Raw genomic sequence first — 26,551 nt, forward strand, 5'->3', positions numbered from 1 at the left:
CCTCCCCCCAGGGCCCCTTGCCCAGGAAGTACGAAGGGCTTCGTTGACACCTACGAAATCGTTCGTATAACTATGCGTAGGAAGCGGTGAGGAGAGAGGAAGCCATGAGCCGAGCAAAGCTGCCGCGACCCACGGATGCCGAACTGGCCATCCTGCGGGTGCTGTGGGACCGGGGGGCGCGCACGGTGCGCGAGGTCCACGAGGCGCTCCAGGATGGGGGCGGCTACACCACCGTCCTGAAGACGATGCAGATCATGACGGAAAAGGGACTGGTGACGCGCGACGAGTCCCAGCGCGCGCACGTCTACAGCGCCCGGCTCCCCCGGGAGAGCACCCAGCAGCAGCTGGTCACCGACCTGGTGGACCGCGTGTTCGGCGGCTCCCCGGCGCGGCTCGCCCTGCAGGCCCTGTCCACGAAGAAGACGTCCCCCGAGGAGCTGGCGGAGCTGCGCCAGTTGCTGGATTCGCTCGAGAAGGAGTCGGAGTCATGAACAGTTTCATCCTGGAAGCGGTGGGTTGGGCGCTCGTGCACCTGCTGTGGCAGGGCGCGCTCGTGGCGGTGGCCCTGGCGCTGGCGCTCCGGTGGGTGGGCCGGCGTTCGGCGAACCTCCGCTACGCGCTGGCGTGTGGCGCGCTGGGCATCATGCTGGCGCTGCCGGTGGCCACGGCGTGGCGGCATGCCTCGCGCGCCGCGGAGGCCCGTCCGGTGCGCACGGCGTTCGTCCCGCGGACCGTGGCGCCCGTGACAGGCCCGGTGGCGCAACCGAGTACCGGGCGTTCCACGCCGCGTCAGGTGACCGGGACCGCGCCGCTGCCCCGGCTGGACGCGCTGATCCAGCAGGTGGGTGAACACCTGCCCTGGCTGGTGCTGGCGTGGGGCCTGGGTGTGCTGGCGTCATCGCTGCGCCTGCTCAAGGGCTGGATGGGGCTGCGCCGCCAGGTGGACGAGGCGGTGCTCGCGTCGAGGGAATGGCAGGAGCGGCTGGCGGTGCTGGCGCGGCGGCTGAACCTCACGCGTCCGGTGCGCCTGCTGGTGTCGTCGAAGCTGGACGTGCCGTCCACGCTGGGCTGGCTGAAGCCCGTGGTGCTGGTGCCCACCGCGACGCTCACCGGGCTGGCCGTGCGGGAGCTGGAGCTGGTGCTGGCCCACGAGCTGGCCCACATCCGCCGTCATGACTTCGCGGTGAACGTGGTGCAGTCGCTGGTGGAGACGCTGCTCTTCTACCACCCGGCCGTGTGGTGGATGTCCCAGGTCATCCGCGTGGAGCGGGAGAACTGCTGTGACGACCTCGCGGTGCGGCAGGGCCCCGGTGCCCTCCCCTACGCTCGCGCGCTCACCGCCCTGGAAGCGCTGCGGCTGCAGGGCATGGACGCCAGCGGTCCCGCGCTGTCCGCGCTGGGCGGTTCGCTGAAGGACCGCGTGCGGCGGCTGGTGGTGGCGCCCGCGTCGCGGTGCTCGTCGCGCTGGGCCGCGGGGGTCTCCATCGTCACGCTGGCCAGCAGCCTCGCGTTGGCGGTGCCGCTGACAGCGCTTGCCGTGCAGCCGGTGAAGACGCCTGGGGCGACGGTCCTGGCGGTTCCCTCCCCAAGCACCTCCGCGCTCCGTCCCGGCGTCGCCGCGTCCGCGCCCCAGCCGGCCGCCGCCACTGCGCCGCTCGCGGCTCCGACGGCCACGCCGCATGCCTTTGCCGCCACGGGGACCGCGTCGCTCACCGTCCCTGCGCCGACGCCGCATGCCATTGCCGCCACGGCCACCGCGCCGCTTGCCGCCCCCGTGTCAACGCCGCCCAGGGGCCTTGCCTCCGCGCCGCTCGCGGTCCCCGTGCCCGCGCCGCTCGCGGTCGTCGCCGCGGCTCCTACTCCGGCCCCTGTGCCCGCGCCGGTCGTCGCGCCTGCTCCCAGCCCCGCGTCCTCCGACAAGGCGAAGGCCCGCGCGGAGCGGAAGGCGGCCCAGGACGCCGACGAGACCACCCGCGTGGGCGTGGATCCGCTGAGCGTGGACCAGCTCGTCGCGCTGAAGATCGCGGGCGTCACCCCGGAGGTCGTCGAGCGCATCTCCGCCATGGGCTACGCGCCCACGGTGGAAACACTGGTGGGCTTCCAGCACGCCGGCATCACGCCGGAGTACGTGAAGTCCATGGCGGACCGCTTCGGCCAGGCCATTCCCGCCGAGCAGCTGGTGGGAATGAAGCACATGGGCGTCACGCCTGAGTGGCTGGGCCAGATGGCGGCGCTGGGCTTCGCGAAGGAAGACCCCGAGGACCTGATGGCCGCGAAGGCGATGGGCATCGACGCCGCGTGGCTCAACGACCTGAAGGCCGCGGGCTTCGGGAGCCTGAAGCTGGATGAGGCCGTGGAGCTGCGCGCGCTGGGTGTCGACTCCAGCTACGTGCGCGAGCTGGAAGCCGCGGGCGTGAAGCCCGCCACCGTGGATGAGCTGGTCCGCCTGCGCACCGGTGGCGTGGACGCGGACTTCATCCGCCGCATGCAGAAGCCCCGGAAGTAATCCCCCTTTCCTCTCCCACGCGGTCCCACCGCGCGCTCCTTCCCGAGCGCGCGGACGGGCCGCGCCTTGCCCGAAAAAGGAGTCGCCGTCATGACGTCGCGCCTGTCTCCGTGGCTCACCCTGGTCGTGATGTTGCTCGCCCTCCCCGCGCTCGCCGCCGATGCACAGCGCACCGGCACGTGGGGCGCGTACGCGAAGGAGCAGCAGTTGCAGCTGTCGTTGCATCCGAAGGACCGTCCGGATTCGCACCATGGTTTCTCCGCGGCGCTCGCGGACTTCCAGGGGCTGTCCACCCAGGACGGCAGCAGTACCCCGTTCAAGCTGGTGCGCGAGGCGGGGACGTTCGACTTCGAGGGCCGCTTCAACGACGGACAGGGCACCGGCACCTGGCGCTTCAGTCCGGACGCCGGCTACGTGAAGAAGCTGGCGGAGCTGGGCATTCCCAAGCCGGACGCGGATGAGCAGCTCCTCCTGGCCAGCGTCAACGTGGGCCCCCAGCGCGTCCAGGCGCTCGCGGCGGCGGGCACGAAGGTGACCACCGTGGAGGAGCTGGTCCAGGTGGGCATCTTCCGCGTCACCCCGGAGTACGTCCGGACCATGGCGGCCGAGGGCTACCCGAAGCTGACACTCGAGCAGCTGGTGAGCTGCCGCATCCACAACGTCACCCCGGAGCGCATCCAGGGCTTCGCCGCGCTGGGCTTCAAGGGCCTGCCCCTGGACTCGCTCCTGTCCATGAGCATCCACGGCGTGACGCCGGACTTCATCCGCGAGATGCGCGGCCTGGGCTTCCCCGAGCTGAGCGCGGATGACCTGGTGGCCATGCGCATCCATGGCGTCACGCCCGCGTTCGTGAAGGAGATGCGGAGCCTGGGCTACACGAACGCCTCCGCGGAGGACTTCGTGTCCCTGCGCATCCACGGCGTCGACTCCGTGTTCGTGCGCTCCATGTCCAAGCAGCGCAAGTAGCCAGGCGTGATGTCGTGGGTTTCCCTCATGCCAATCCAGCCACCCTGGCTTGTCATGCCCACGCAGCCATGCCGGAATCCGCCGGTGCAAGGCATTGCCGTCTTGCACCGACCGGAGCGTTGCGCATGCGAAGCATGATTCGAGCGTGGTTCCTGATGAGCCTCACCCTGGGCATCCTCACCGCCTGCGGCCCCTCCACGGGGGCTGACGAAGCCGGCATCCCCAGCGGCGAGGCACAGATGGAGCAGGAGATCGGCACGGATCCCAACTGTCCCAGCTCGCAGATGCAGTCGATGATCACCTGGCAGACCCAGTGCCGCACGCCCTGCTCGAACACCGCGGGGTACGATGAGCCGGGCACCACCTACAGCGGCTATGGGTTGCCCGGCACCAAGTACAAGCGCTGCTGCCCCCCGGGCGGCACCTGTACGACCTGGAAGCTCATCGGGCCGGTCTGCCAGACCTGCGAACTCAACTGACCCACCCCAGGGCCCCGCTCGACGTGCGTTCGCGGCGCTGTCGGACCCGACCGCGCCGGGCCCTCCTCCTGCGGCTGGAGGAGGGCCGGCGCGTCCATCGGCAGCCTGTCCGAGCACTGAGTGGGACGGCGCACCCGGCCACGTCGTGGTGGAGACGATGACGCTGGAGGACCTGGGCGACGGCCGCACGAAGCTCGTCACCGTGTCCCTCTTCCACACCGTGGAGGACCTCCAGGGAATGATGAAGTCCGACATGGAGCGGGGCCTCAACCAGAGCTACGCGGCGCTCGACACACTCCTCGCGCGACCCCACTGACACGCCCGGAACGGAACAACCAGATTAAACAACCTTCCCGGAAAACGAGATTGACAGGCTGAAGTGTGAGGACTTCTCGTCGCCCGCCCACCCCTGCTGGAGGCGGAAGATGGTCGCATCCCACCGGTCTCGTTCCCGCGCGCTCGTCCGGGCGTGTCTCGTGCTTCCCCTGTGCTCGCTGGCGGCGTGTGACGCCCGCGAGCCCGTGCCTGACACGCCCGTTCGCGTCTTGCGGAGCGCGGTCACTGGCGAGCTGGCCGCGACGCTCATCGACGACAGTGGCTTCAACTACCCCTGGCAGGTGAACGACGGCGACGAGTCCTCGGGGGCCTGGGGCGCGGGCGATAACGCATCTGTCGGCTACGACCTGGGGACGTTGAAGCAGGTGCGGGAGGTGTGGAGCCAGGGCGACCAGGCGTATCGCTTCCACGTTCAGCTCTTCGACGCGAACTGGTCCCAGACGGGCTGGTACGACTGCGACGTCGACGGCAGCGCCGTCCAGTGGCAGGGCTGCGACATCCCGGACACGAACGCGAGGTTCGTCTACGTGCGCTACCGCACGAACACGAGCGGTTCGTGGGTGCAGGAGGTGAACCTCCTGGGCGACGCCGCCGGCACCAGCGAGCTGCCCATTCCCACGGGCGCCTTCCGGGGTACCTACTTCAGCGACCGGAACCTGACGACCCGGGCCTTCCAGCGCCAGGACTCCGCCATCCAGTTCGCCTGGGGCACGGGGAGCCCCGGCGCGGGCGTGGGCGTGGATGACTTCAGCGTCCGCTGGGAGGGCGACTGGAACTTCGCCACCGCGGGCACGTACCGGTTCTCCACGACGTCCGACGACGGCAGCCGCATCTCCGTCGATGGAGCACTCGTCGTGGACCACTGGAGCGACCACGGCGCGTCCACGCGGACGGGCGACATCACGCTCACCGCCGGCAAGCACCGCGTGACGGTGGAGTACTACGAGGCCGTCGGTGACGCGTCCGCCCAGGTGGGCTGGACGTTGCAGTCCGCGAGCACGCCCGGCGTGGGGGGCGTTCCCCATCCGCCCACCGGCTGGGTGCTGGACCTCCAGGACGACTTCAACTCGCTGGACTGGAACAAGTGGAAGCAATGGCAGACGAACGTGCCGCTCTTCCACACGGTCATGGTGATGAACACGCAGAGCCAGTGCGTGACGGCCAATGGCCACCTGGAGATGCGCGCCCGCAAGCGCAATGACGGCTCCGGCATCTGGGATGGCTGCTACCTGGACCAGGGCACGTGGTGGGACGAGCAGAACTGGCGGCCGGCGCACCCGGGCTACGCTGACTACCAGGTGTCGTTCAAGGCGGACCTGCCGCCGGGCCTGGGCACGGGCATGTACTTCCTCATGTGGCCCATCGCGGAGAGCTGGGGCGGGACGCCGTGGCCGCCGGAGCTGGACATCGTCGAGCTGCCCAACAACGACGGCACGAGCGTCATGACCACCTGGCACTGGGACCCGGACAACAAGCAGTCCGGCATCCACCCCACCGTGGACCGCCGCAATGGCAAGCAGTGGGTCTACACCGCGCGCCGCGTGGGCAATGACATCCGGATGTGGATTGGCGACCCGGCGACCAACGCCATCCGGGAGATTCCCCTGCCGGCCGAGTTCTCCAACAACCCGGACTACAAGCGGATGCTGGTGGGCATGGCGAACTTCGTGGCCTCCACCTGGGCCATCACTGGCGACCCGTCCGCGTTCTGGTACGGCGACGCGAACGCCACGGGCTCCACGGCATGGACCGCGCGCATTGACTACGTGAAGGTCTGGAAGCCGGGCCCGGGCATGAGCGGGCAGTAGGCTCCCCATCCCGGCGCGGACGATTCAAGGCAGGTCGTCCGCGCTCCGTGGCTCCCTCACGGGCTGGCCATTCTGCTCCCGCCGGGCGCGGCCCACGGCCTCGTACACGGCCATCCGCGCCCGCATGATTCCTCCCAGGGGCCGGTGCGCGGCCAGGCCGTGCGACGGGCTGAACAACATCGCTTCGTCCACCGCGTCCTGGAGCGCCGGGTCGTACGCGTCCTGCGCGGGCAGCACCAGCCGCGCGACCGCCTGATAGGGGCTCTCCGACTCCGGCCACTCCGCGTTCGCGTTCTCCACGGGCATCCGCTCCAGGTCCGTGCACAGCTGGACGCCCATCACGAACTCCGCCGGGTTCGTGCGGAAGAACGCCACCACCGCCTCGCGCAGACCGTCGAAGTCCCGCACGTCCAGCTTCGCGTCCTTCAGCGCGCTCAAGCCCGGCGAGTCGGGTGTCACGTTGAGCTTCGCGATGTAGTCCCCGTACCGGAGGGGAGCCTGGCTGTAGTACGGCTCGCCCAGCGGGTGCAGGAACGGGTGGCCGAAGAAGTCCAGGGCCGCGCTGTGCGCGCCCACGGCGTGCAGCCCCGTGTTCGTGGCGAGCGACACCGCGGACACCACGCCCTTCACGGCCTGCGGCGTCCGGGGCGCGATGTGCTCCACCGGGGCAATCTGTGCGAGGACCGCCCTGGGCCCCACCGCGTTGAACACCTTGCCGGTGTCCAGCAGCAGGTCCTGCGTCGTCTCCCCGGCGTGGCCGGGCAGCATGGGCCCGAGTCCCTCCACGCCCAGGACCTTGAGGGCCATGCCGCGCGGCCCGGACACCTTCCGGTCGTCGTCCAGATCCCCGGGCACGTGCGACAGCCGCGCCACCACGGGGTACGTGCGCGGCTGGGAGAACAGCCCCTGGCGCAGCGGTCCGGGCAGCCCGTCCAGCACGCGCAGCGTCCCGCGCACCAACCCGTGCGCCTTGGCGTGCGCGGCGCGCACGGTGCGGCCGTGCTTGGGACGCGTCAGCGCCATGCCCTTGAGCATCGCGGCGATGAGCTTCTCGATGACCTCCGCCTCGTCGGGCTCCACCACCTCCACGTCGTCGCGGTAGCGGACGTAGCCGCGCGGCGATTGCTGGGACTCGGACTCGCTCATGGGGCCTGAACCGTCCTGGGACGTGGGTGCTGGAAGTAGGGGTCTTGCCTCCCCTCGTCAGGAGCACCCACGGATTCCGCGCCGGGAAGGTCCGGTGCTGGATGCTCCAGCGTCGCGCAATGGCGCACGCTTCACATTCCGCCCCCTTCACTCCGCCATACCTTCCCCCGGCTTTTCGGTGTATCCCTGGCTCCCCCTCAACGGGCTTCCCCCCTGCCCGGCCCCTCAGGAGCAAGCCATGCATCGCAGCCGTCTCAGCACGTTCGTCATCGACTGCAAGGTCGGGGACCTCGACGCCGCCACACGGTTCTGGAGCGCGGCGCTGGGACGGAAGGCGGCCCCGCCGGACGCGGACTCGCCCACCTACCGAGAGCTGGTGACGCAGCCCGAGGAGCCCATGCTCCTCATCCAGCAGGTGGAGCACGACAGCCGCATCCACCTGGACATCGAGGCGGATGACCTGGACGCGGAGCTGGAGCGGCTGGAGGCGCTGGGCGCGAAGCGCATCGCCTACGTGAAGCGCTGGTGGGTGGTGGAGGCTCCCACCGGGCAGCGCTTCTGCATCGTCCGCCCGCAGCGCGGGCCCCTGGAAGGCCGCGCCAACGTGTGGGACGGCGAGGGCCGCTGAAGAAGCCCTACACCGGGCCCAGCGACGCCTGGAGCAGGTCCAGGAGCCCCGGCCACGCTTCCGCGGACAGCCACAGCCCCTCGGGCGCGTGCTCCGCGGTCATATTCAGGGAGGAGGACTCGAAGAGGCGGGCCGCCAGCGCGCCGTCCTTCGGCAGCCTTCCCTCCACCCGCAGCACCTGTCCGTCCCAGGCCAGCTCCGGCGGCAGCAGCCTGCGCGCCAGCGCCTGGAGCGCGGCTTTCCCGGCGCCCGTGCGCAGCGCGCCCATGAGCAGCGACGACGCGCCGGGGGACTCCTCCAGCTCCACCCGGCCCGGCGTGGCCAGCCACAGCGTGTAGCCTCCCCCGGCCAGCTCCACGCGCTGCGGGGTCGTCTCCACCCGCAGCTTCCAGCCCCGCACGTCCAGCCGCAGGTCGTACACGGCCGGAGTGCTGTCCCACGAGCGCAGCGCGAGCCCCTTCACGCGGCCCAGCACGCCCCTCGACAGCGCCTCCACCCGCGCGTGCGACAGGCGCACCCGCCGGCCGGCCACGTCCACCGCCACCTGGTTGGACAGCCCCTCCGGCAGGGTCCTGGCCCACGCGAGCACCCCGTCCAGCATTCCCGTCCACGACTGCCCCGCCATCTCGCGCGCCGCTCCTTCGGGGCCCGTCCGGCCGGAAGGCCCCGTCGGGCGCACAATGGGGGACGCGGGCCGCCCGTGCAAAGCCTCCGCGCGGTGCTACGGTGCGCCCCGTGCCCCAGAGCGAGTCCCTGTCAGAGCGGGTGGAGCGGTTGGAGCTGCCCTTCAACGAATACGGTGTCGACCCCTACGGCATCTCCAAGAAGCACCTGAAGCTGGCGCTGGAGTTCTTCGCCTTCCTCTACCGGAACTACTTCCGGGTGCGCTGCACCGGCGTGCAACACATCCCCAAGACGGGCCGCGGCATGCTGGTGGGCAACCACTCCGGCGGCGTCGCGGTGGACGGGATGATGGTGCTCACCTCCACGCTGCTGGAGATGGATCCGCCCCGGCTCGCGCAGGGCATGGTGGAGCGCTTCATCCACAAGTTCCCCGTGGCCTCGCTGTGGGCCAGCCGCACCGGCCAGTTCACCGGCCTGCCCGAGCACGCGGTGCGCCTCCTGGAGGACGACCGGCTCCTGATGATCTTCCCGGAGGGCGCCCGCGGCACCGCGAAGCTCTACCCGGAGCGGTACTCGCTGGTGGACTTCGGCACGGGCTTCATCCGGCTGGCGCTCCAGACGCGCTCGCCCATCATCCCCTTCGCCTTCCTGGGCGGCGGCGCGGCCATCCCCACCGTCACCAACGCGTACGCGCTGGGGAAGCTCTTGGGCATGCCGTACATCCCGCTGACGCCGTACCTGTTTCCCATCCCCCTGCCGGTGGGCCTTGAAATCCATTACGGCGAGCCGCTCGTCTTCGAGGGCACGGGCGACGAGGAGGACCACGTCATCCAGGGCTACGTGGACCAGGTGAAGTCCCGCATCCAGCAGCTCATCGAAGACAACCGCGCCGAGCGCAACCTGCGCCGGACCCGGAGGCTGTTGCCATGAGGGTGTTGATTCCAGGCATCTCCGGCGGCATCGCGCGGAGGCTGGCCGTGCGGCTTCACGACAATGGGCATGAGGTCGCGGGCATCGACATCCGTCCGTGGCGGGACGCGCCCAAGGGCATCCAGGTGCACCCGGTGGACGTGCGCAAGCGCGCCGCCGAGGACGTCTTCCGCCGCTGGAAGCCGGAGGCGGTGGTGCACATGGCCACCGTGACGGCGTTCACCGTGCCCGGCGGCGAGCGAGGCCGCATCAACCTGGACGGCACCAAGGCGCTGTTCGACCACTGCGCGGCGCACGGCGTGAAGCAGGTCCTCTTCGTGGGCCGGCACACGTTCTACGGCGCGGCGCCGGACTCGCCGCTGTACCACTCCGAAGACGAGCCCCCGCGCGCCCTGGAGGCCATCCCGGAATTGGCGGACCTGGTGGCCGCGGACCTGTACGCGGCGACGGCGCTGTGGCGCATGCCGGAGGTCACCACCGCGGTGCTGCGGCTCGTGTACACGCTGGGCACGCCGGGCACGGGCACGCTCGCGAACCTGATTCGCGGCAAGCGCGTGCCCATGGTGCTGGGCTACGACCCGCTCTTCCACGTGCTCCAGGAGGAGGACGTGGTGACGGCGCTGCAGCTGGCGCTGGAGAAGAAGGTGCGCGGCATCTTCAACGTCGCGGGGCCCGCGCCCGTTCCGCTGTCGGTCATCATCCGGGGCACGGGCCGCACGCCGGTGCCGCTGCCGTCGCCGGTGCTGTCCCTGCTGCTGGGCCGCGCGGGCTTCCCCCGCCTGTCGGTGGGCGCCACGGACCACCTGCGCTACCCCATCGTGGTGGACAACAAGCGCTTCCTGGAGGCCACGGGCTTCCAGGCCGCCTACGACGAGGGCCGCATCCTGCGCGCCTACGCGGACGCGCTGCCGGTGGACCGGGCGGGCAATGGTGGCTGAGACCGTAGGCGTCGCTTCCGCCGCCACGCCGGGCCTCCTGCGCCGGGTGGAGGCGGTGGTGTTCCTCACCGTGTTCCTGGACCTGGTGGGCTTCGGCATCGTCATCCCGATGCTGCCCTTCTACGTGCAGTCCATGGGCGGCTCGGCGCGCACGGTGGGCATCCTGCTGGGGTGCTTCAGCTTCACGCAGCTGTTGGCCACGCCGCTGCTCGGGCGGTACTCGGACCGGCACGGGCGGCGCGCGGTCATCCTCTTGAGCCTGCTGGCGAACGCGGTGGCGATGGCGCTGTTCGCGCTGGCCAGCTACCGGCTGATGCTGCCGCTGCTGTTCGCCTCGCGCATCCTCGCCGGGGCGACGTCCGGCAACATCGCCGCGTGTCAGGCGGCGCTCGCGGACGTGACGACGAAGGAGACGCGCGCCCGGGCCATGGGCCGCATCGGCGCGGGCATTGGCCTGGGCATGGTGCTGGGGCCCACGCTGGGCGGGCTGTTCTCCGGCCTGGGCCCGTGGGTGCCGCCGCTGCTCGCGGGCGGCATGGCGCTGGTGGGCTTCCTGGGCGCGCTCGTGGCCATGCCGGAGACGCACCCGGTGGAGAAGCGCGCGGCGGCGAAATCCCAGACGCGCTGGGCCGCGTTGCAGGACCCGTCCCGGCGCAAGGCCTTGGGCCTGGTGCTGGGGTTGTTCTTCGCGGTGTTCCTGTCCATGACCACGCTCCAGGTGGCGTTCGCGCTGCTGGTGCAGGCGCGGCTGGGCTGGGGCTCCAAGGAAGTGGGCTACACGTTCGCGGTGGTGGGCGGGCTGGGGATGGTCATCCAGGGCGGGCTGATTGGTCCGCTGTCGCGCGCGGCGGGTGAGTTCCGGCTGCTCCTCTGCGGCGCGCTGCTGCTGGCGTGCGGCATGGCGGGGCTCGCGGTGTCGCACCATGCGATTCCGATGATGGTCGCCGTGGTGCTGGTGGGCATCGGCACGGGCTTCCTGCAGCCGTTGATTTCCAGCCAGGCCTCGCAGGTGGCCCCGCCGTCGCAGCAGGGCGCCGTGCTGGGTCTGGCGCAGTCGTGCGGCGGCCTGGCCCGCACGGTGGGTCCGGTCGCGAGCGGCTGGATGTATGCGTCGTGGAGCACCCAGGCCCCCTTCCTGACGGGCATGGTTTCAGCGCTCGCGGCGGCGGGGCTGAGCGTGTTGCTCCGTCGGGAAACCCGGGACGACGCGGAGCGCTAAAGCCTTTCGGACCCACCCGGGTCCGTGCCTTCCCGCAACGCCATACCTCTTTTGGGGGTCTTGTCTTCACCCGACCCGCGGGAGCAGTCTTTTGCTCACGAGGGGCGGTGAAGCCATCACTCCCGGGGGGTAGGGCTTGCCATTGGCGGGTGAAGTCGCGCTGCTGGATGCGTTGGACCGCCAGGCCCGGCGCCGTGCGGAGGGCATCGCGACCCTGAGCGTGCTGGAGGGACCGGAGGCCCTGGGGGGGACCCTCTGGAGCCAGTGGGCCCAGCGGCATGGACAGGCGGTGGTGGAGGTCTCCGGGGAGGACTCGCGGACGGCGGCGCTGGACTGGGCCCGGGCGCTGGCGGCGGCGCGGGACCTGGGCGCGGACGCGGAGGCGCTGGCGGCGTTCAGCCTGACGGCGGCGAATCCCAGACACACGCCGGTGTTCCGGGGAAAGACAGCCCATGAACGGCAGGTGTTGCTGGATGCGCTGCCGCCGCCCGGGATGTTGCCGGAAGCCACCTGGGCGCTGTGCCGGGAGCTTGTGATTGGCAGGGAGGCGGTGGCGCCCGGAGTGCTTCCGCCGGCCGTCCACGCGGCGTTGGCGAAGAACCCGGGCGCGGGGCTGCGCGCGCTGCACGCGTTGGTGCCGCCCGGACAGGCGCCGGTGGTGCGCGTGCCCGCGGGAGACGCGCCGGCGTTCCGGGGGCTCCAGGTGGCGGGGTTCCTGTGCAACGCGGTGCCGGCGCTCGCGGTGGCGTGCGGGGTGTCCAGCGAGGCGCTGGCGGCGTTCCTGGCGGGCGGGGAGACACGGCTGAAGGCGCTGGTGCGCGAGGGCGTGCTGGAGCTGCCCGTGGCGCCCTCCGAGGCCGCGAGCGCGGTGGCGACGCTGGTGGAGCTGGAGCGCACGGGCGCGACGGAGGCCCGGCGGGTGAGCGCCGCCGAGGTGGCGCTGGCGGTGCTGACGGGCGCGGGCGAGGCGGGCGCGGACCGGGCGCGGAGCAAGGCGGAGGCGTACCTGCGCGACCGGCTGGAGGAACACCCGGGCACGGCGGGCCTCTTCGAGCTCAACGTCCGGGTGCGCCCCGAGGACAAGCGCTCCTGGGAGGTGGACCTGCTGTGCCGGCGGCTGCGCATCGCGGTGGAGATTGACGGCTACTTCCACTTCCAGGACCCGGAGCGCTTCCGCCGCGACCGGCGCAAGGACCTGGACCTGCAGCGCGAGGGCTACTGGGTGTACCGGCTGCTCGCGACGGACGTGCTGTCCCAGCTGGAACACATCCTCCACACCCTCGACACGTTGATTGAAGCCCGCGGGCGCGAGCCTGGCGGGCGGGAGCCACGACATGGACACCGACACCCCTGACACCCGACTCCAGGGCCTGGCCCTGGCGTGGCTGGCGACGCGCTCGGAGAAGAAGGCCGGCACGCGCAATGAGCTGGCGAAGACGCTGCATGCCTTCGTGGAGCACCGCTGGAGCCGGGGCGAATGGACCGGCCGGTTCGACACGCTCCTGACGGCGCTGCTGGACGGCAAGCTCGTGGAGGCGCGGGGCCGCGCTGGCTTGGCGCTGACAGGGCCGGGCCGTCAGCAGGCGCTGAAGTTCCTGCGGGTGGATTCACCCAAGGGGCTCACGTGGAAGCGCGTGAAGCAGCAGCACCTGCTGGCGAAGGGCCTGGGCCTGCCGGCCTCCAAGCCCGCGCTGGGGCGGTTGTCGGACGCGGACGGCGTGCGGGCGCTGGTGCTCAAGCGGGCCCACAAGGTGGACGGGCCGGAGACGCCGACGCTGGCGCAGGTGCGCGACCGGCTGTTGTGGCGGCAGCTGGGCGTGGAGACGGAGGAGGCGTTCTCGCTGCGAGCGGTGCAGGCGCACCTGCTGGGCAAGCTGCTGGAGCAGGAGGTCAGCGACCCGAAGCGCGGCGTGGAGCAGCTGGCCGCCCGCGCGGTGGGGGCGTCGCGGGTGGACGCGGAGGTGGTGCGGATGGCGGCGCTGCGGGAGTGGGTGCTGGCGGAGGCGGTGAAGGGTTCTGTCTCCCAGCCCGAATCCGTGGAGGCACTGCGCACGGACAGCGCGTCCTTCGCCCGGCGGGTGCTGGACGTGGCTCGCGAATCGCCCACGGGACGGTTCGGAGACAACAAGGTCTTCATCTCCCACGTGTGGCGGGCGTTGCAGCCGGAGTGGGCGGACCGACCGGCGTTCGACGCAGCGCTACTTGAAGCCAACCGCGCCCACCAGTTGTCCCTGGGACGCGCGGACCTGCTGGCGGTGATGGACCCGCGGGACGTGGCCGAGTCCGAAGTGCGCTCCTACGGCGCCAGCTTCCATTTCGTCGTCCTCTAGCCCGCCCTCTCCAGGAGCCAACCATGTCCAAAGACGCCCGCCTCGACGCGTTCCTGTCGGATGGCCCCGAGATCTTCAACAGCGTCCAGCAGGGCCAGACGCTGTGGAAGCGAGACCCGTTCGACGTTCCCTCCATCAACGCTCCAGCACGGACGGCGTTCGAACGCCTGCTGAAGCGCGCGACCCAGCGGCCTCCTCCGGACTCCGGGAAGATCCTCCTGCTGAAGGGGGACTCGGGCAGCGGCAAGACGCACCTCGTGCGGGCCTTCCGCAACCGCGTCCACGAGAAGGACCAGGGCTACGTCGGCTACATGCCGATGACCGTCGACGTGACGCACTACGACCGGTACATCCTGTCGGAGTTCATCGACTCGCTGGAGAAGCCGTACGACCAGGGCCGGGTCGAGGACACGGGCCTGATGCTGCTGTCGAAGGCCGTGCTGGACCGCTGCAAGAACATCTTCGCGGCCAACATCCCGGGCGAGGATCTGCTGAACGACGAGGACCTCCACGGCAACATCCGGGCGGTCGCGGATGATCTGCACGCGGATCCAGACTTCCGGCAGGTCGACGTCAACCTGCTGCGCGCCCTGCTCTGCCTCCAGCGCCGCGAGGCCCGCTTCCACCACCGCATCGTCCAATGGCTGCGCTGCGAGGAGATGTCACCCGAGGACCGGGCCATCATCGGCAACCTGGTTCCTCGCACCTCCGACGAGTCCCCCAGCCGGATGCTCATCCAGCTGGGCCAGCTCATGGGCATCTTCGGGCAGGCGATGGTCCTCTGCATCGATCAGGTGGAGGACATGAAGGACTTCAACGAGAAGCCGCAGATGGAGCCTTCGCTCCGCCGCGCGATGAGCAGCCTGGTCGCGCTGGCGGGACAGGTGCCCACGGCCATCGTGGTGGTCTGCTGTCTGACGGACTTCTGGACGGCGATGCGTGGAAACCTCAACCGCGCGATGATTGACCGCATCGAGCAGAACCCCGAGCCGGTCGACCTGGAGCTCAACGCCACCGCGCAGACCGCGCGGGACATCGCGGCCCGCCGGTTGAAGTCGCTGTATGAACAGCAGGGCATCGCGTTCGACCCGGCCCAGCCCACCTACCCCATCCCGGCCAAGGGCTTCGAGCTGCTGAGCGGCCAGCGCACGCGTGACGTGCTCAACGCCTGCCACCGCTACCGGGAGCGAGGCATCCAGGATGGCAAGCTGCCGGCGGAGTTCCCGCTACCGGAGAGAGCCCGGCCCCCCGTGAAGCCTCCGGTCTCCCAGCCCGTCGCGACGCCGGACCTGGATCAGGCCTGGACGGACTTCAAGGCCAACTTCAAGGCGCGGGTGCCGGAAGGGAACGCGGAGATCGCCTCGCTGATCGCCTGGGGCATCCAGGTGAGCGCGGAGGAGCTGGGCGGCGCGACCCGCTTCAACGTGAAGCCCCGCGACGAGGACACCCTCGACGTCACGGTCCAGCCCGGGGATGCGCGGCTCCACGTCGCGCTCTGCAACAACTCCTCGCGAGGTGGGCACCTGGGACGGCAGATGGCGAGCGCCCTGCGGGCCGCCTCCGGCAAGCTGCCCGTGCTGGTGCGCACCACGGACTTCCCCGGCAGCCTTGGCACCCTGGTGGACGAGCAGACCACGCTGCTGCATCGCAAGGGAGGGCGGCGGGCGGTGGTGGGCCCCAGCGACCTGCGGGAGCTGCTGGCGCTCCAGTCCTTCCGCAAGCAGCACGAGGAGGCTGTGTTCCTCGGCTGGAGCCGTACGGCCCGCCCGGTGACGCGGCTCAAGGGCATCACGGACGTCCTCGCCCTGGAGAAGCTCGCCCCGGCCGTCAGCCCGGCGGCACCGCCAGCGCCCGTGGCCTCCAAGCCCGGCGACGCGAGCGAGTCCGTCATTCGCGACGGGGACGCCGAATGGGAGGTGACGCCGGCCGGCAGCATCCTGCCGCTGAAGCTCGCGAAGCCCGCTCAGGTCGCCCCTCCTCCCAAGCCAAGAGACGAGGCCCCCAAGGCCGATGCACCCAAGGGGCAGATGCGGCTGGGCGTGTCCGAAGGCGTCTTCGCCAACACCGTCCACGTGCATCCGGATGAGCTGACGAAGCACAGCGCCTTCCTCGGCGGGCCTGGCAGCGGCAAGACGACGCTGGCCCTGAACCTGGTGGAGCAGCTGCTGCTCCAGGACATCCCGGCGCTCCTCGTCGACCGCAAGGGTGACCTCGCCGCGTACGCGAAGCCCGAGGCGTGGGAGGAGGCGCTGCACGACCCGGTGATGGTCGAACGCCGGCGGCTGCTGCGAGAGCGCGTGGACGTGGCGCTCTACACGCCGGGCCGCTCGGACGGGCGGACGCTCGCGCTTCCGGTGGTGCCCGGAGGACTCGACAAGCTTCCTCCCGAGGAGCGCGACCAAGTCCTCCAGCAGGCCGCGGACGCCATCACCGGCATGATGGAGTACAAGAGCAACCCTCGTGATCGCGCCGCGAAGGCCCTGCTGGCCCAGGCGCTGCGGCTGCTGGTCCAGCGGCCCTCCGGAACGGAGATCACCCTGGACCTCATCCAGCGCTTCGTCGCGGGCCAGGACATCACGCTCGTCCAGGAGGCGCACGGGCTGGACGACAGGGTCTTCAACAAGCTGGCGCAGGACCTGGCGACGCTGCGGCTCAACGCGCAGTCCCTGCTGTCCACGCAGGGAGAGAAGCTCGACATGAGCGAGCTGCTCGGCCAGGGCGCATCGAAGGTGCCGGGCAAGACGCGGCTGACCATCATCAGCACCAAGTTCCTCGGCAGCCAGCAGGGGTCCCTCTTCTGGGTGTCGCAGCTCCTGGTGGAAGCCAACCGCTGGGCCAGTCAGCATCCGTCGCCGAAGCTCCAGGCGGTGCTCCTCTTCGACGAGGCGGACATCTATCTGCCGGCGCAGAGTGCTCCCTCCACGAAGCAGCCCATGGAGAACCTGCTCCGGCGTGCCCGCTCGGCCGGCATTGGCGTGATGCTCGCGACGCAGAGCCCTGGCGACCTCGACTACAAGTGCCGCGACAACGTGCGCACCTGGTTCGCGGGGCGCGTGAAGGAAGACACGGCGCTTCGAAAGCTCAGGCCCATGTTCGCGGATGCCCGCGTGGACGCCTCCGTACGCCTGCCCGCGCAGAAGATGGGACAGTTCCACGTCCTGCGCGAAGGCCAGGTGGAACAGCTCAAGGCGGACCGGAACATCATCAAGACGGATCAGCTCTCCGAGGACGAAATCCTCCAGCTCGCGCGCCGCTCGCGCGAGCAGGGCACCTGACGTCCGTCTCACGGGCTCCCCTCCCCTGCGGTTTCCATGCCCTCGGGCAGGGGGGCGCCCCATCCACGTTCGGGCCGGCCCCCGGGCGGGGAGCCGTCACGGGCGGCTTCGCCGGGCCGGGGTTCCCATACTTTCTTCGGCAGTTCTTCCCGACGGGAGTGAAGGAATGGTCTTGCGACAGGGCCAGGACGGGACCGCGCGTGGGCGTTCAATGCCCGAAGGGCGCGCGTCCCCCCAGGCCCTCGACGCCCTGGAGCGCATCTCGGATGCGGTCTTCGCGCTCGACCGCTCCTGGCGCTTCACCTACCTCAACACGTGCTGCGAGTGGCTGCTGCGCCGCCCGCGCGAAGAGCTCCTGGGCCGCGTCGTCTGGGAGGAGTTTCCCGAGGCACTCGGCTCCGTGTTCGAGCAGGAGTACCAGCGGGCGCTCACGGAGCAGGTCCACGTCGCGTTCGAGACCTTCTACGCGCCCCTCGAAGCCTGGCTCGACGTGCGGGCGTACCCTTCCTCGGAAGGCCTCACCGTCTGCTTCCGCGACGTCAGCGCCCGCAGACGCGCCGCGCAGGCGCTGCATGAGTCGGAGCAGTTCCTGCGCTCCACGCTCGACTCGCTGTCCACGCACATCGCCATCCTTGATGGCCAGGGCACCATCCTCGCCGTCAACGCCGCGTGGAGGGGCTTCGCGCGTGAGAACGGCTGCCCGGAGGAGGACGGCCCGTGCGGCGTGGGCGCGAACTACCTGGGCGTGACGGACTCGGCGCAGGGCGAATACTCGCAGGAGGCGCCATCCGTGGCGGCGGGCATCCGCGACATCGTCGCCGGACGCGCCGAGCAGTTCCTGCTGGAGTACCCCTGTCATGAGCCCGGAGGCCGGTCGCGCTGGTTCCTCTTGCGAGCCACGCGCTTCGCGGGCCCTGGCCCCCTGCGCGTGGTGGTGGCCCACGAGGACATCACCGGCCGCCACGAAGCCGACGAGGCGCGGCACCAGCTGGCGCGGGAGGAGGCCGCTCGCGAGGAGGCGGAAGGGGCGCGCGAGCGGATGAACGCGGTGCTCGATCGCATCACCGACGGCTTCGCCGCGTTCGACCGGGACGGCCGCTTCACCTACGTGAACCGCCCCGCGGAGGTGCACTTCGGCCGCAAGCGGGAAGCCCTGCTGGGCCGGCGGCTGGAGGAGGTCTTCCACGGCACCCAGGGCCAGGCCATGGCGGCCCTGCTGTACCAGGCGACGGCGACGCAGATCCCCGTGGAGGAGGAGCAGCGCTCGGTCGTGGACAACCGCTGGCAGCGCGTCGTGGCGTACCCGTCAGCGGAGGGACTCTCCGTCTACTTCCGCGACATCACCGAACAGCGGCGCGTCCAGCTGTGGAGCCGCTTCCTCTCCGACATGGGCGCCGCCAGCACGCGCTCCCTGGACTGTGGGGACATCGTGCGCAGCGTGGTGACGCTCGCGGTGCCCACGCTCGCGGACGGCTGCGCCATCGCGACGCAGGCCGGCTGCACCGGCGAGGAGGCCACGCTCGAGGTCGCCGCCGGGGCTCCCTGCCTGGGGACCGCGATGCGCGCGGCGTGCCGCCCTGGAGCCGGGGGCGCGCTGGGGCGGCTCGTGGCGCAGGCGGTGCGCACGGGGTCCGGGGTGCTCCTGCGGGAGCCCTCCCCGGACAGTCCCGGCGTGGAGTCCGCGGTGGCGGTGCCGCTGACCCTCCAGGACCGCGCGCTGGGGGTGCTGCTGCTGGTGTCCACGCGCCCGGCCCTGAGATACGGCACGGACAGCCTCCCCCTGTTGGCGGAGCTGGCGAGGCGGACCGCGCTGGCCCTGGAGAACGCGCGGCTGTACCGCACGGCGCGGCAGGCCGTCGCCGCGCGCGACGAGACGCTGGGCATCGTCTCCCACGACCTGCGCGCGCCGCTCAACACCATCTCCCTGCTGTCCCGGGGCGCGGAGCGAAGCGTGGCCCATCAGGAAGGGGCGGCGGCCACGGAGGCGCTGCGGAAGATCCGCCTCGTGGTGGGCAACATGGACCGGCTCATCGACGACCTGCTGGAGGTGGCGCGCGTGGAGTCGGGGCGCGCGGCGCTGGACGTGGAGCCGCTGGACGTGCCCCGGCTGCTCTCCCAGGTGCAGGCCCTGAACGAGCTGCTGGTGGCGGACAAGGCGCTGCGCCTGGAGGTGGTGCTCGAGCCGGACCTCCCCCCGGTGCGCGCGGACCGGGCGCGGCTGGTGCGCGTCTTCCAGAATCTGCTGGGCAACGCCATCCACTTCACCCCGCCCGGGGGCCACATCCTCCTGAAGGCGGAGCGCCGGGGCGACCAGGTGTGCTTCCACGTGGAGGACTCGGGGCCGGGCATCGACGCGCAGTCGCTGCCCCACGTGTTCGACCGCTTCTGGCAGGCCATCCACACGCGCAAGGCGGGCGCGGGCCTGGGGCTCGCCATCGTCAAGGGGCTGGTGGAGGCCCACGGCGGCCGCGTCTGGGTGGAGAGCCCGCCGGGGCACGGCGCCGCGTTCTCCTTCACGCTGCCCACCCTGCCGGGGGCCGTCGCGAGCCTCGCGCACGGCGCCGGAGAGGCCAGCCCCTGACGCGGCGTTCAACGGGCGCGGGCGAGCATCTACACTGGCGCCATGTCCCCGCGGCCGTCCGTCCTCCAAGGCTGATCATGTCCTCCACCGTCTCCGTCGATGGCGTCGTCCAGCGCTGGGAGGACCTGCGCCTCCAGGACTTCGCCCAGGGCTTCTTCTTTGGCGCGGGCTTCTTCACCACGTTCCGCATCGACGCGGGCCAGCCCCGGTTCCTCGCGCGGCACCTGGCCCGCCTGCGTGGAAGCCTGGACGCGTTCCCCACCGCCGTGCGCGCGCCCGCGTCCGCGCTCCTCCACGAGGACGCCGTGCGGGACACCCTGCGCCGCTGCCTCGCGGCGGACGCGGTCCTGGGCCCCCGCTTCACCGGCGTGGGCAAGCTCGCGGTCAGCGACGGCCACGTGCTGTGCACCTTCCGTCCGCTGCCCGAGGGGCTGGAAGCGCTGCACCGGGAGGGGCGGGAACTGGACGGCGTGGAGCCCGGGGCCTACCGGCGCGCGGAGCGCACGGTGAACCACAAGGGGCTCGCGTACTTCCGCCAGCACGCGCTCCTGCCGCGCCTGCCCGTGCTCACCAACGAGGCGGCGGAGGTCTGCGAACTGCCCACCGCCAACCTCTTCGTGCAGCTCGACGGGGCGCTCGTCACCCCGCCGCTCGGGGCGCCGTGCCTGCCGGGAATCGCGCGCGCGGTGCTGCTGGCCATGGCCTCCCTGGAAGGGCTCCCGGTGGTGGAGCGGGCGCTGCCGGTGGCGGACCTGTCCCGGGCGCAGGCGTGTTTCTACAGCAACGCGGTGGCGCTGGCCGTGGGCGTGCCCCGCCTGTCAGGCCGCGAGCTTCCGGACAGCCTGCGGCTCGCGGAGCGGGCCCGCGCCGCGCTGGAGGCCCGGGCCCTCCGGGAGGGCTGAGCCCATGACCCGCGACCCGCTCGCTCGTCATGGTGCCCCGCTGGGCCGGAAGCCCCGGCACGGACTTGCATCCCTGGCTCACCGCGAAGCTGAGCAGCCGGCCGAGCGGGCGATGGGCATGGCAATTCTCCCCGCCGCCCCCATCTTTGGAGGACCTCGAAGGACTTTCTTCCAACGACAGGGGGCTCGAGATGGAGAAGAAGAAGCCAGACGAGAAGCAGGTCCAGCACCAGGGCATGAGCGAGGACGAGAACCTGCGCCACAAGGGCGGCGGGCGCGAGTCCGAGGCGGACCGGCACGCCGGCCCGAAGCCCGAGGGCAACGGCGGCACGGGGCAGCCCGCGGCGTTCCCGGAACACAACTGACACCGGGAGCGTCACCGAATCTCACCGGACGGCTCGAAGGCGCTTTCGTGGGGGTGGGGAGGCATTAACCTGGGGCGCATGTCCGCTCCCGCGCCCTACGTCTCCCGCGTCTCCTTCGAGTCCGTCCACCCGAAGACCCTGGCCGTGTACTGCTCGGACGGGCGCTTCACGGAGGCCGTGGAGGACCTGGCCCATCACCTGGGCCACCCGCGCATCGACACGATGACCATCCCTGGAGGCCCGGCGCTGCTCAACCGCTGGGCCTCGGACTACCTGGAGAGCGCGGGCTTCACGAAGGCCGCGAGCTTCCTCATTGAAGGCCACCACATCGAGGACGTGCTGCTGCTGGCGCACGCGGGCTGCGGCTACTACCACGCGAAGCACAGCGCGCTCGGGCCGGACATCGCCGTGGAGCAGCAGCTGAAGGACCTCCACTTCGGCGCGAAGGAGCTCCAGACGGCCTATCCCCACCTGCGCATCCACCTCTTCTACGTGCGCGCCAAGGGGCAGACGGTCGAGTTCGAGCCCATCCCGCGCGAGAGCTGAGCCCGCGAAGCGACAGGGGTTCTCCGGTCTGGTACTGGAGGCCCGTGAAGACGCAAGACGTAGGCAGGGCGCTCCTGGCGCTGTCCCTGGGAGGCTTCGGCATCGGGACGACCGAGTTCGCCACGATGGGCATCCTCCCGCAGATCGCGAGCGGGCTGGGGGCGACGATTCCCCGGAGCGGTCACGTCATCGCCGCCTATGCGCTGGGCGTCGTGGTGGGCGCACCGCTGGTCGCCATCGTGACGGCGCGGATGTCGCGCCGGGCGCTGCTGCTCCTGTTGATGGCGGCGTTCACCGTGGGCAACACGGCCTCGGCGCTGGCCCCCACGCTCGACACGCTCATCGTGGCCCGGTTCATCGCGGGGCTGCCGCACGGGGCCTACTTCGGAGTGGGCTCCGTCGTGGGCGCCGAGTTGCTCGGGCCCGGGCGAAAGGGGCGCGCCGTGGCGCTGCTCATGGCGGGGCTCACCGTCGCCAATATCATCGGAGTCCCGGCGGCGACGTTCCTCGGGCAGCAACTGGGCTGGCGGAGCACGTTCCTGCTGGTGGGTGCCATCGGGCTGGTGACGCTCGCGGCCCTCTGGCTGTGGGTGCCGCACGTGGCCTCGCTGGGCGGCAGCAGCATCCGTCAGGAGCTGTCCGCGCTGCGGCAGCCGCAGGTGTGGTGGACGTCGCTGGTGGGCGCGGTGGGCTTCGGGGGGCTGTTCGCGGTCTACAGCTACATCGCGCCGACGCTGACGCTCGTGTCCGGGCTGCCCGAGCCGGCGCTGCCCTGGGTGCTCGCCCTCTTTGGCGTGGGCATGACGGTGGGGGCGATGCTGGGGGGCCGCCTCACGGACCATTCCGTGACGCTCGCGATGTGGGTGGGGTTTGGCGCGACGACGCTGGTGATGGGCCTGTTCGCGCTCACGGCCACGTCACTCTGGGCGGCGGTCCCGCTCGTGTTCCTCATCGGCATCTCGGCGCAGTTCCTCGCGCCCGCGGTGCAGGTGCGGCTCATGGAGGCCTCCCCCGGCGCCCCGTCCCTGGCCGCGTCGATGTCCCACTCCGCCCTGAACATCGCCAACGCCGCGGGCGCGTGGGTGGGCGGCTGGGTCATCGCGCAGGGGCGGGGCTACCTGGCGCCGGCGTGGGCCGCCGTCGCGCTCACCCTGGTGGGAGCGGCGCTCTTCGCCATCGCGAACCGTGGCGGAAACCGTCCCGCGCCTGCACGCGCCGGGCACGCGTAGCCAGGGACAGGCGGCGCGGGATTCCGGCTGGGAGGAGGCCGCTCAGCGGGCCTCACCGTCCCGGGCCGCCGCGTCCTGGAGCCCGCGCCGGAGCGCATCCAGGAGTGACGGAGGGTCGCCCACGCGGAAGGCCTGGAGCCCCGCTTCGAAGTCGGCGCGCGCGCCCGTGACCTCTCCGCGCTGGAGCCGGAGCACGCCCCGCTCGTACAGCAGCTCGGGGTCCACGGCTTCGCCCTCCTGGGACGTGAGCGCGGCCGTGAGGTCCGCTTCCGCGGCGTCGGTCCGCCCCGCGCGAGCACGGCTCCGGGCCCGCTGCTGGAGCAGCCACGGGTTGCCCCGGTCCTCCGCCAGCGCCGCCGTCCAGTCGGAGTCGGCCTCCGTCAGCCGCCCCAGCGCTTCGAGCGACTCCGCGCGCTTCATGTGCAGCACCAGCGCCTTGCGGAAGCCCGCCGCCTCCACCTGCGTGAAGCCCTCCACCGCCTCCGAGTGCCGTCCCAGCCGCGCGAGCGTGAGCGCCCGGTGGTAGCGCGTGGCCACGTGGCCCGGCGCCAGCTCCAGCACGCGGTCGAACCAGGGGAGCGCCTCCGCCGGCTGTCCGCCCCACACGCCCAGCGTCAGCCCCACCTCCACCAGCACCCGCACCTGCGTCGGGTGTGCCTCCGCCAGCGTCCGCGCCAGCGCGAGCGCCGACGTGTAGCGGCCGCCCCGGCGCAGGCGGTCCACCTCGCGCAAGGGCTCGGACAGCTCCGGGGGCCACGCCTGTCGTCCGTTGCGTTCCATGGGGTTGGGGGCGGTCGTCCGGCATTTCGCAGGCACGTCCCGGGGTGTCAAGGCGGCGACTTGACCCGGGAGCCCGGTCGCGCGAAGAGCGCTGGCATGAAGCCCTGGGAAACAGTGGAGCGAGCAGAGGTGCCGGACGTGGGCGAGGTCGTGCTCGCCCGGCGGGATGAAGAGTACGTGCTGCGCGTACGCGGCCAGACCTTGATGTCCAGCCGCCAGCACGGCTCGGAGAGGGCCATGGCCGAGGCCGGCTGCGCGAACCTCGCGGCGGACGCGCCTGCCCGGGTGCTCGTGGGCGGGCTGGGCTTCGGCTTCACGGTGCGCGCGGTGCTCGACCGCCTGGGACCGGGGTCCCGCATCGTGGTCGCGGAGCTGATTTCCCCGGTGGTGGAGTGGAACCGGGGCGTGCTCGCGCCGCTGGCGAAGGCGCCGCTGGAGGACCCGCGCGTCACCGTGGTGGAGGGTGACGTGGGGAAGGTGATGCGCAGGCAGCAGGGCGCCTTCGACGCCATCCTGCTCGACGTGGACAACGGCCCCACCGCCCTCACCCACCCCGACAACGACAGCCTCTACGACATCGCCGGCGTGTCTCACGCCTTCAACTCCCTGCGCTCCAACGGAACGCTGGTGGTGTGGAGCGCAGGGCCCTCGCTCGCGTTCGTGAAGCGCCTGGAAGAAGTGGGCTTCTCCGTCCAGCTCCTCCACCCCACCGCGCACGGCACCAAGGGAACGCGTCACACCCTCTTCGTCGCCCGGCGCGCGTCCAAGGCGAAGTCACCGTCGTCGTCCCGGCCGCCGTCGCGGCGCTGAAGCGAGCAGGCATTCTTCCCATCCAGAGGTGGCAGCCCATGCGATGCGTCCGTCTGTTCCTGCTCGCCGTCGTCCTCGTCAGCGGTGTGGGCCACACCACGGAGGCGGAGCCGATGCCTCCGCACGTGACGTTCACGCTCCCGTCGAAGGCGCTCCGGGAAGCGCGGCGCATCAACGTCTACACGCCGCCCGGCTACGGCACGGCGAAGAGCTTGCGCTACCCCGTCCTCTACATGCCCGACGGCGGCGAGCAGGAGGACTTCCCGCACGTCGCCACCACCGTGGACACCGCCATCCGCTCCGGAGAGATGCGGCCCGTCATCCTGGTCGGCATCGAGAACACCGAACGGCGCCGCGACATGACCGGGCCCACGCAGGTCGCGTCGGACAAGGAGATCGCCCCGCGCGTGGGAGGCTCCGCCGCGTTCCGCGCCTTCCTCCGTGACGAGCTGATGCCCCACGTGCGCCGCAAGTACCGCGTCACGGACGAAACCGCCATCATCGGCGAGTCGCTCGCGGGGCTGTTCATCGTGGAGACGTTCTTCCTGCAGCCCGGGATGTTCGGCACCTCCATCGCACTGAGCCCCAGCCTCTGGTGGAACGACGACGAATGGGTGCGCAGGGCCGACGACCGGATCAAGGCGAGGCCAGGGCTGAAGGCCACGCTCTACCTGGCGTCGGCCGGTGACGACGTCGCGGAGCAGGCAGGGCAGTTGGCGGAAGTGCTCCGCGCGAAAGCACCCGTCGGGCTGAAGTGGAAGTACGAACCCTGTCCCGACCTGCGTCACGCCAACATCTACCGGTCGCTGGAGGCGAAGGTGCTGCGAGAGGCCTTCGCGCCCGTCCCCCAGCGGGCCGGCCCCTGAGCAGATCACCAGGAGTTCGTTGACGCCTCCAGCGCGGAAGCACGACCCGGGAGGATGCCTCCGAGGTCAATCGCCGCAGTGCGAGGCTTCATGAGCGCCAGAGGACGCGAAGGACTGTCGCCGCTCACGAATCAGGCGGGCCTGTAACGAGGGCCATGGAGGAGCCAGAGGCGCACGGCCCACCGGTTTGGGAGCGGAATGGCGCCGTGGTGCCGTGAAGCGGGCCATCCTCTTCGCGCACCACCCCGTGGGTGTGTCCGAGAGAGCCGACAGGTGGAGGCCCGGGTTGAATGCCTCCATCCGGAGACGAAGTGTCCGAACCTGTCCGACAGTCGGGAACGTTGCCCAAGACCGTGCCCGGCACGGACCCTCCGGTGCACTCCCCACCGGGCCCGCTGGAGGCAGGCGCTGGGGCGACTGGAAGCAGCAGCGCCCCGCTGTCGGGCTCCAAGGGGAAGGCCTGCCCATGGGGACATGAGGCAACTCCGGACGCCGCTCTGTCTTCGGTGGCTGGTTCGAGGCTGCCAAGCTCCAGCCCCTCACCGCAGGATCGTGCCGGGGGCGCATCGTCCTGCGCGGAGCCTGACGCGAGAGCGCAGTGATGGCCCTCCTGGGCATGAGGGGCTTCGGGGGACGTCTGCTCCCGAGTGACAGGGGCGAATTGGTCGAGCACAAGCTCGTCGTACGTCTTCATCAGCGCCGGCAGCTGGTGCTGAAGCGCCTGCACGTCGCGCGCATACAGCGCATCCAACGCGCAGATGACCCACTGGCGCATCGCATCGCCACCCATGAAGGGCAGCAGCCGGTCCGCGATGCCCCGGAAGGCCCGCTGCAGCGACTGGATGAGGAGCAGGTGCCCGGGCCGTGAAGCCACCTGGGCAGAAAGCCGCAGCAACTCAAACTCCAACTGCGCGCAGCGCTCCTTGGGGTGGTACCAGCGCGCCGCGTCCTGGAGCGCGTAGCAGGTGCTCTCCAGTGGCCCCAGGGCCACGGCGGAGGCATTCGCGCAGCAGTCGGAAAGCAGCTCCACCAGCACCTGCCGCTTGAGGCTGAAGAAGCCCTCCAGAAGGCGCCGGGACTCCTCGGAGCGCGTGTCATGCAGCGCCAGCCCCAGGTTCTCCAGCGTCAGCGACTCGTCCAGCGCCACCGCGCGCGCCTGCCGCCCGGGACGCAGCACCACCAGGCCCCGCGCCGCCAGCCGCCGCAAGGCCTCGCGCACCGTGCCCCGGCATACCCCAAAGCGGCGCGCCATCTTCCGCTCCGAGGCCAACCCCCCATTCCTCGGCA

24 protein-coding genes are annotated in these 26,551 nt (G+C 71.2%); 20 read left to right on the forward strand and 4 right to left on the reverse strand.

Annotation, left to right across the window (positions count from 1 at the left end; genetic code table 11):
• Positions 1-104: 104 nt before the first annotated feature.
• From D7W81_RS22655 to D7W81_RS22675, 6 genes are all read left to right on the forward strand, one after another.
• The gene (locus D7W81_RS22655) at positions 105-491 is read left to right on the forward strand and encodes a BlaI/MecI/CopY family transcriptional regulator (RefSeq protein ID WP_120557480.1); all 387 of its coding nucleotides are present in this window, start codon (positions 105-107) and stop codon (positions 489-491) included.
• Positions 488-2,506: a M56 family metallopeptidase gene (locus D7W81_RS22660; RefSeq protein ID WP_120557481.1), complete on the forward strand. Its 2,019-nt coding sequence runs from the start codon at positions 488-490 to the stop codon at positions 2,504-2,506. The genes D7W81_RS22655 and D7W81_RS22660 overlap by 4 nt, the downstream gene beginning before the upstream one ends.
• A 90-nt stretch (positions 2,507-2,596) precedes the next feature.
• A complete protein-coding gene (locus D7W81_RS22665) occupies positions 2,597-3,472 on the forward strand; it encodes a 4-hydroxy-3-methylbut-2-enyl diphosphate reductase (protein ID WP_120557482.1) in 876 nt (291 codons plus the stop codon).
• Positions 3,473-3,597: 125 nt separating this feature from the next.
• On the forward strand, positions 3,598-3,951 hold the full coding sequence (locus D7W81_RS42050; RefSeq protein WP_147445586.1) for a hypothetical protein: 354 nt from the start codon (positions 3,598-3,600) through the stop codon (positions 3,949-3,951).
• A gap of 157 nt (positions 3,952-4,108) precedes the next feature.
• A complete protein-coding gene (locus D7W81_RS22670) occupies positions 4,109-4,267 on the forward strand; it encodes an SRPBCC family protein (RefSeq protein WP_244227365.1) in 159 nt (52 codons plus the stop codon).
• A 109-nt stretch (positions 4,268-4,376) separates the two neighbouring features.
• Entirely contained in the window at positions 4,377-6,095 is a 1,719-nt protein-coding gene (locus D7W81_RS22675; RefSeq protein ID WP_120557483.1) for a PA14 domain-containing protein, read from the forward strand.
• 24 nt (positions 6,096-6,119) lie between these two features.
• Here D7W81_RS22675 and D7W81_RS22680 read toward each other — a convergent pair whose 3' ends face one another.
• Positions 6,120-7,241 (reverse strand): catalase family protein, encoded by a 1,122-nt coding sequence (locus D7W81_RS22680; protein ID WP_120557484.1) that lies wholly within the window; start codon positions 7,239-7,241, stop codon positions 6,120-6,122.
• A 238-nt stretch (positions 7,242-7,479) separates the two neighbouring features.
• Between D7W81_RS22680 and D7W81_RS22685 the strand changes: the two genes are divergently transcribed.
• On the forward strand, positions 7,480-7,869 hold the full coding sequence (locus D7W81_RS22685; protein WP_120557485.1) for a VOC family protein: 390 nt from the start codon (positions 7,480-7,482) through the stop codon (positions 7,867-7,869).
• Between the two features lie 7 nt (positions 7,870-7,876).
• On the opposite strand, the gene D7W81_RS22690 is transcribed toward D7W81_RS22685, so the two are convergent.
• Complete coding sequence (locus D7W81_RS22690; protein WP_120557486.1) at positions 7,877-8,494, reverse strand: hypothetical protein; 618 nt, start codon at positions 8,492-8,494, stop codon at positions 7,877-7,879.
• Between the two features lie 101 nt (positions 8,495-8,595).
• On the opposite strand from D7W81_RS22690, the gene D7W81_RS22695 reads away from it, so the two are divergent.
• The 11 genes from D7W81_RS22695 (at position 8,596) to D7W81_RS22745 (ending at position 22,808) form a co-directional block, all read left to right on the forward strand.
• Complete coding sequence (locus tag D7W81_RS22695) at positions 8,596-9,423, forward strand: lysophospholipid acyltransferase family protein (RefSeq protein WP_120557487.1); 828 nt, start codon at positions 8,596-8,598, stop codon at positions 9,421-9,423.
• Positions 9,420-10,361, forward strand: a complete 942-nt coding sequence (locus tag D7W81_RS22700) for an NAD-dependent epimerase/dehydratase family protein (RefSeq protein WP_120557488.1) — start codon at positions 9,420-9,422, stop codon at positions 10,359-10,361. The genes D7W81_RS22695 and D7W81_RS22700 overlap by 4 nt, the downstream gene beginning before the upstream one ends.
• On the forward strand, positions 10,351-11,580 hold the full coding sequence (locus D7W81_RS22705) for an MFS transporter (RefSeq protein ID WP_120557489.1): 1,230 nt from the start codon (positions 10,351-10,353) through the stop codon (positions 11,578-11,580). The genes D7W81_RS22700 and D7W81_RS22705 overlap by 11 nt, the downstream gene beginning before the upstream one ends.
• Positions 11,581-11,722: 142 nt before the next feature.
• Positions 11,723-12,934 carry an endonuclease domain-containing protein gene (locus D7W81_RS22710; RefSeq protein WP_120557490.1) on the forward strand — a complete coding sequence of 404 codons (1,212 nt, stop codon included), beginning with the start codon at positions 11,723-11,725 and terminating at the stop codon, positions 12,932-12,934.
• Positions 12,915-13,910: a hypothetical protein gene (locus tag D7W81_RS22715; protein ID WP_120557500.1), complete on the forward strand. Its 996-nt coding sequence runs from the start codon at positions 12,915-12,917 to the stop codon at positions 13,908-13,910. The genes D7W81_RS22710 and D7W81_RS22715 overlap by 20 nt, the downstream gene beginning before the upstream one ends.
• Positions 13,911-13,933: 23 nt before the next feature.
• Positions 13,934-17,185, forward strand: a complete 3,252-nt coding sequence (locus D7W81_RS22720; RefSeq protein ID WP_120557491.1) for a DUF87 domain-containing protein — start codon at positions 13,934-13,936, stop codon at positions 17,183-17,185.
• A gap of 166 nt (positions 17,186-17,351) precedes the next feature.
• Positions 17,352-19,766, forward strand: coding sequence for a PAS domain-containing sensor histidine kinase (locus D7W81_RS22725; RefSeq protein WP_120557492.1), 2,415 nt, complete (start codon positions 17,352-17,354; stop codon positions 19,764-19,766).
• Positions 19,767-19,843: 77 nt separating this feature from the next.
• The gene (locus tag D7W81_RS22730) at positions 19,844-20,668 is read left to right on the forward strand and encodes an aminotransferase class IV (RefSeq protein ID WP_120557493.1); all 825 of its coding nucleotides are present in this window, start codon (positions 19,844-19,846) and stop codon (positions 20,666-20,668) included.
• 191 nt (positions 20,669-20,859) lie between these two features.
• Positions 20,860-21,033, forward strand: a complete 174-nt coding sequence (locus D7W81_RS42815) for a hypothetical protein (protein WP_167508089.1) — start codon at positions 20,860-20,862, stop codon at positions 21,031-21,033.
• A 78-nt stretch (positions 21,034-21,111) separates the two neighbouring features.
• Positions 21,112-21,579 (forward strand): carbonic anhydrase, encoded by a 468-nt coding sequence (locus tag D7W81_RS22740; RefSeq protein WP_120557495.1) that lies wholly within the window; start codon positions 21,112-21,114, stop codon positions 21,577-21,579.
• A 44-nt stretch (positions 21,580-21,623) separates the two neighbouring features.
• Positions 21,624-22,808 (forward strand): MFS transporter, encoded by a 1,185-nt coding sequence (locus tag D7W81_RS22745; protein WP_120557496.1) that lies wholly within the window; start codon positions 21,624-21,626, stop codon positions 22,806-22,808.
• A 42-nt stretch (positions 22,809-22,850) separates the two neighbouring features.
• Here D7W81_RS22745 and D7W81_RS22750 read toward each other — a convergent pair whose 3' ends face one another.
• A complete protein-coding gene (locus D7W81_RS22750; protein ID WP_120557497.1) occupies positions 22,851-23,588 on the reverse strand; it encodes a tetratricopeptide repeat protein in 738 nt (245 codons plus the stop codon).
• A 96-nt stretch (positions 23,589-23,684) separates the two neighbouring features.
• Between D7W81_RS22750 and D7W81_RS22755 the strand changes: the two genes are divergently transcribed.
• Positions 23,685-24,398, forward strand: coding sequence for a spermine/spermidine synthase domain-containing protein (locus D7W81_RS22755; protein ID WP_120557498.1), 714 nt, complete (start codon positions 23,685-23,687; stop codon positions 24,396-24,398).
• A 38-nt stretch (positions 24,399-24,436) separates the two neighbouring features.
• The gene (locus tag D7W81_RS22760) at positions 24,437-25,264 is read left to right on the forward strand and encodes an alpha/beta hydrolase (RefSeq protein WP_120557499.1); all 828 of its coding nucleotides are present in this window, start codon (positions 24,437-24,439) and stop codon (positions 25,262-25,264) included.
• 124 nt (positions 25,265-25,388) lie between these two features.
• Here the strand turns inward: D7W81_RS22760 and D7W81_RS22765 are convergent.
• Positions 25,389-26,551 (reverse strand): FadR/GntR family transcriptional regulator (locus D7W81_RS22765; protein WP_147445587.1); only part of this gene is annotated, 1,163 nt, incomplete at its 5' end.

This window comes from Corallococcus aberystwythensis (genome assembly GCF_003612165.1).
GTDB lineage: Bacteria > Myxococcota > Myxococcia > Myxococcales > Myxococcaceae > Corallococcus > Corallococcus aberystwythensis.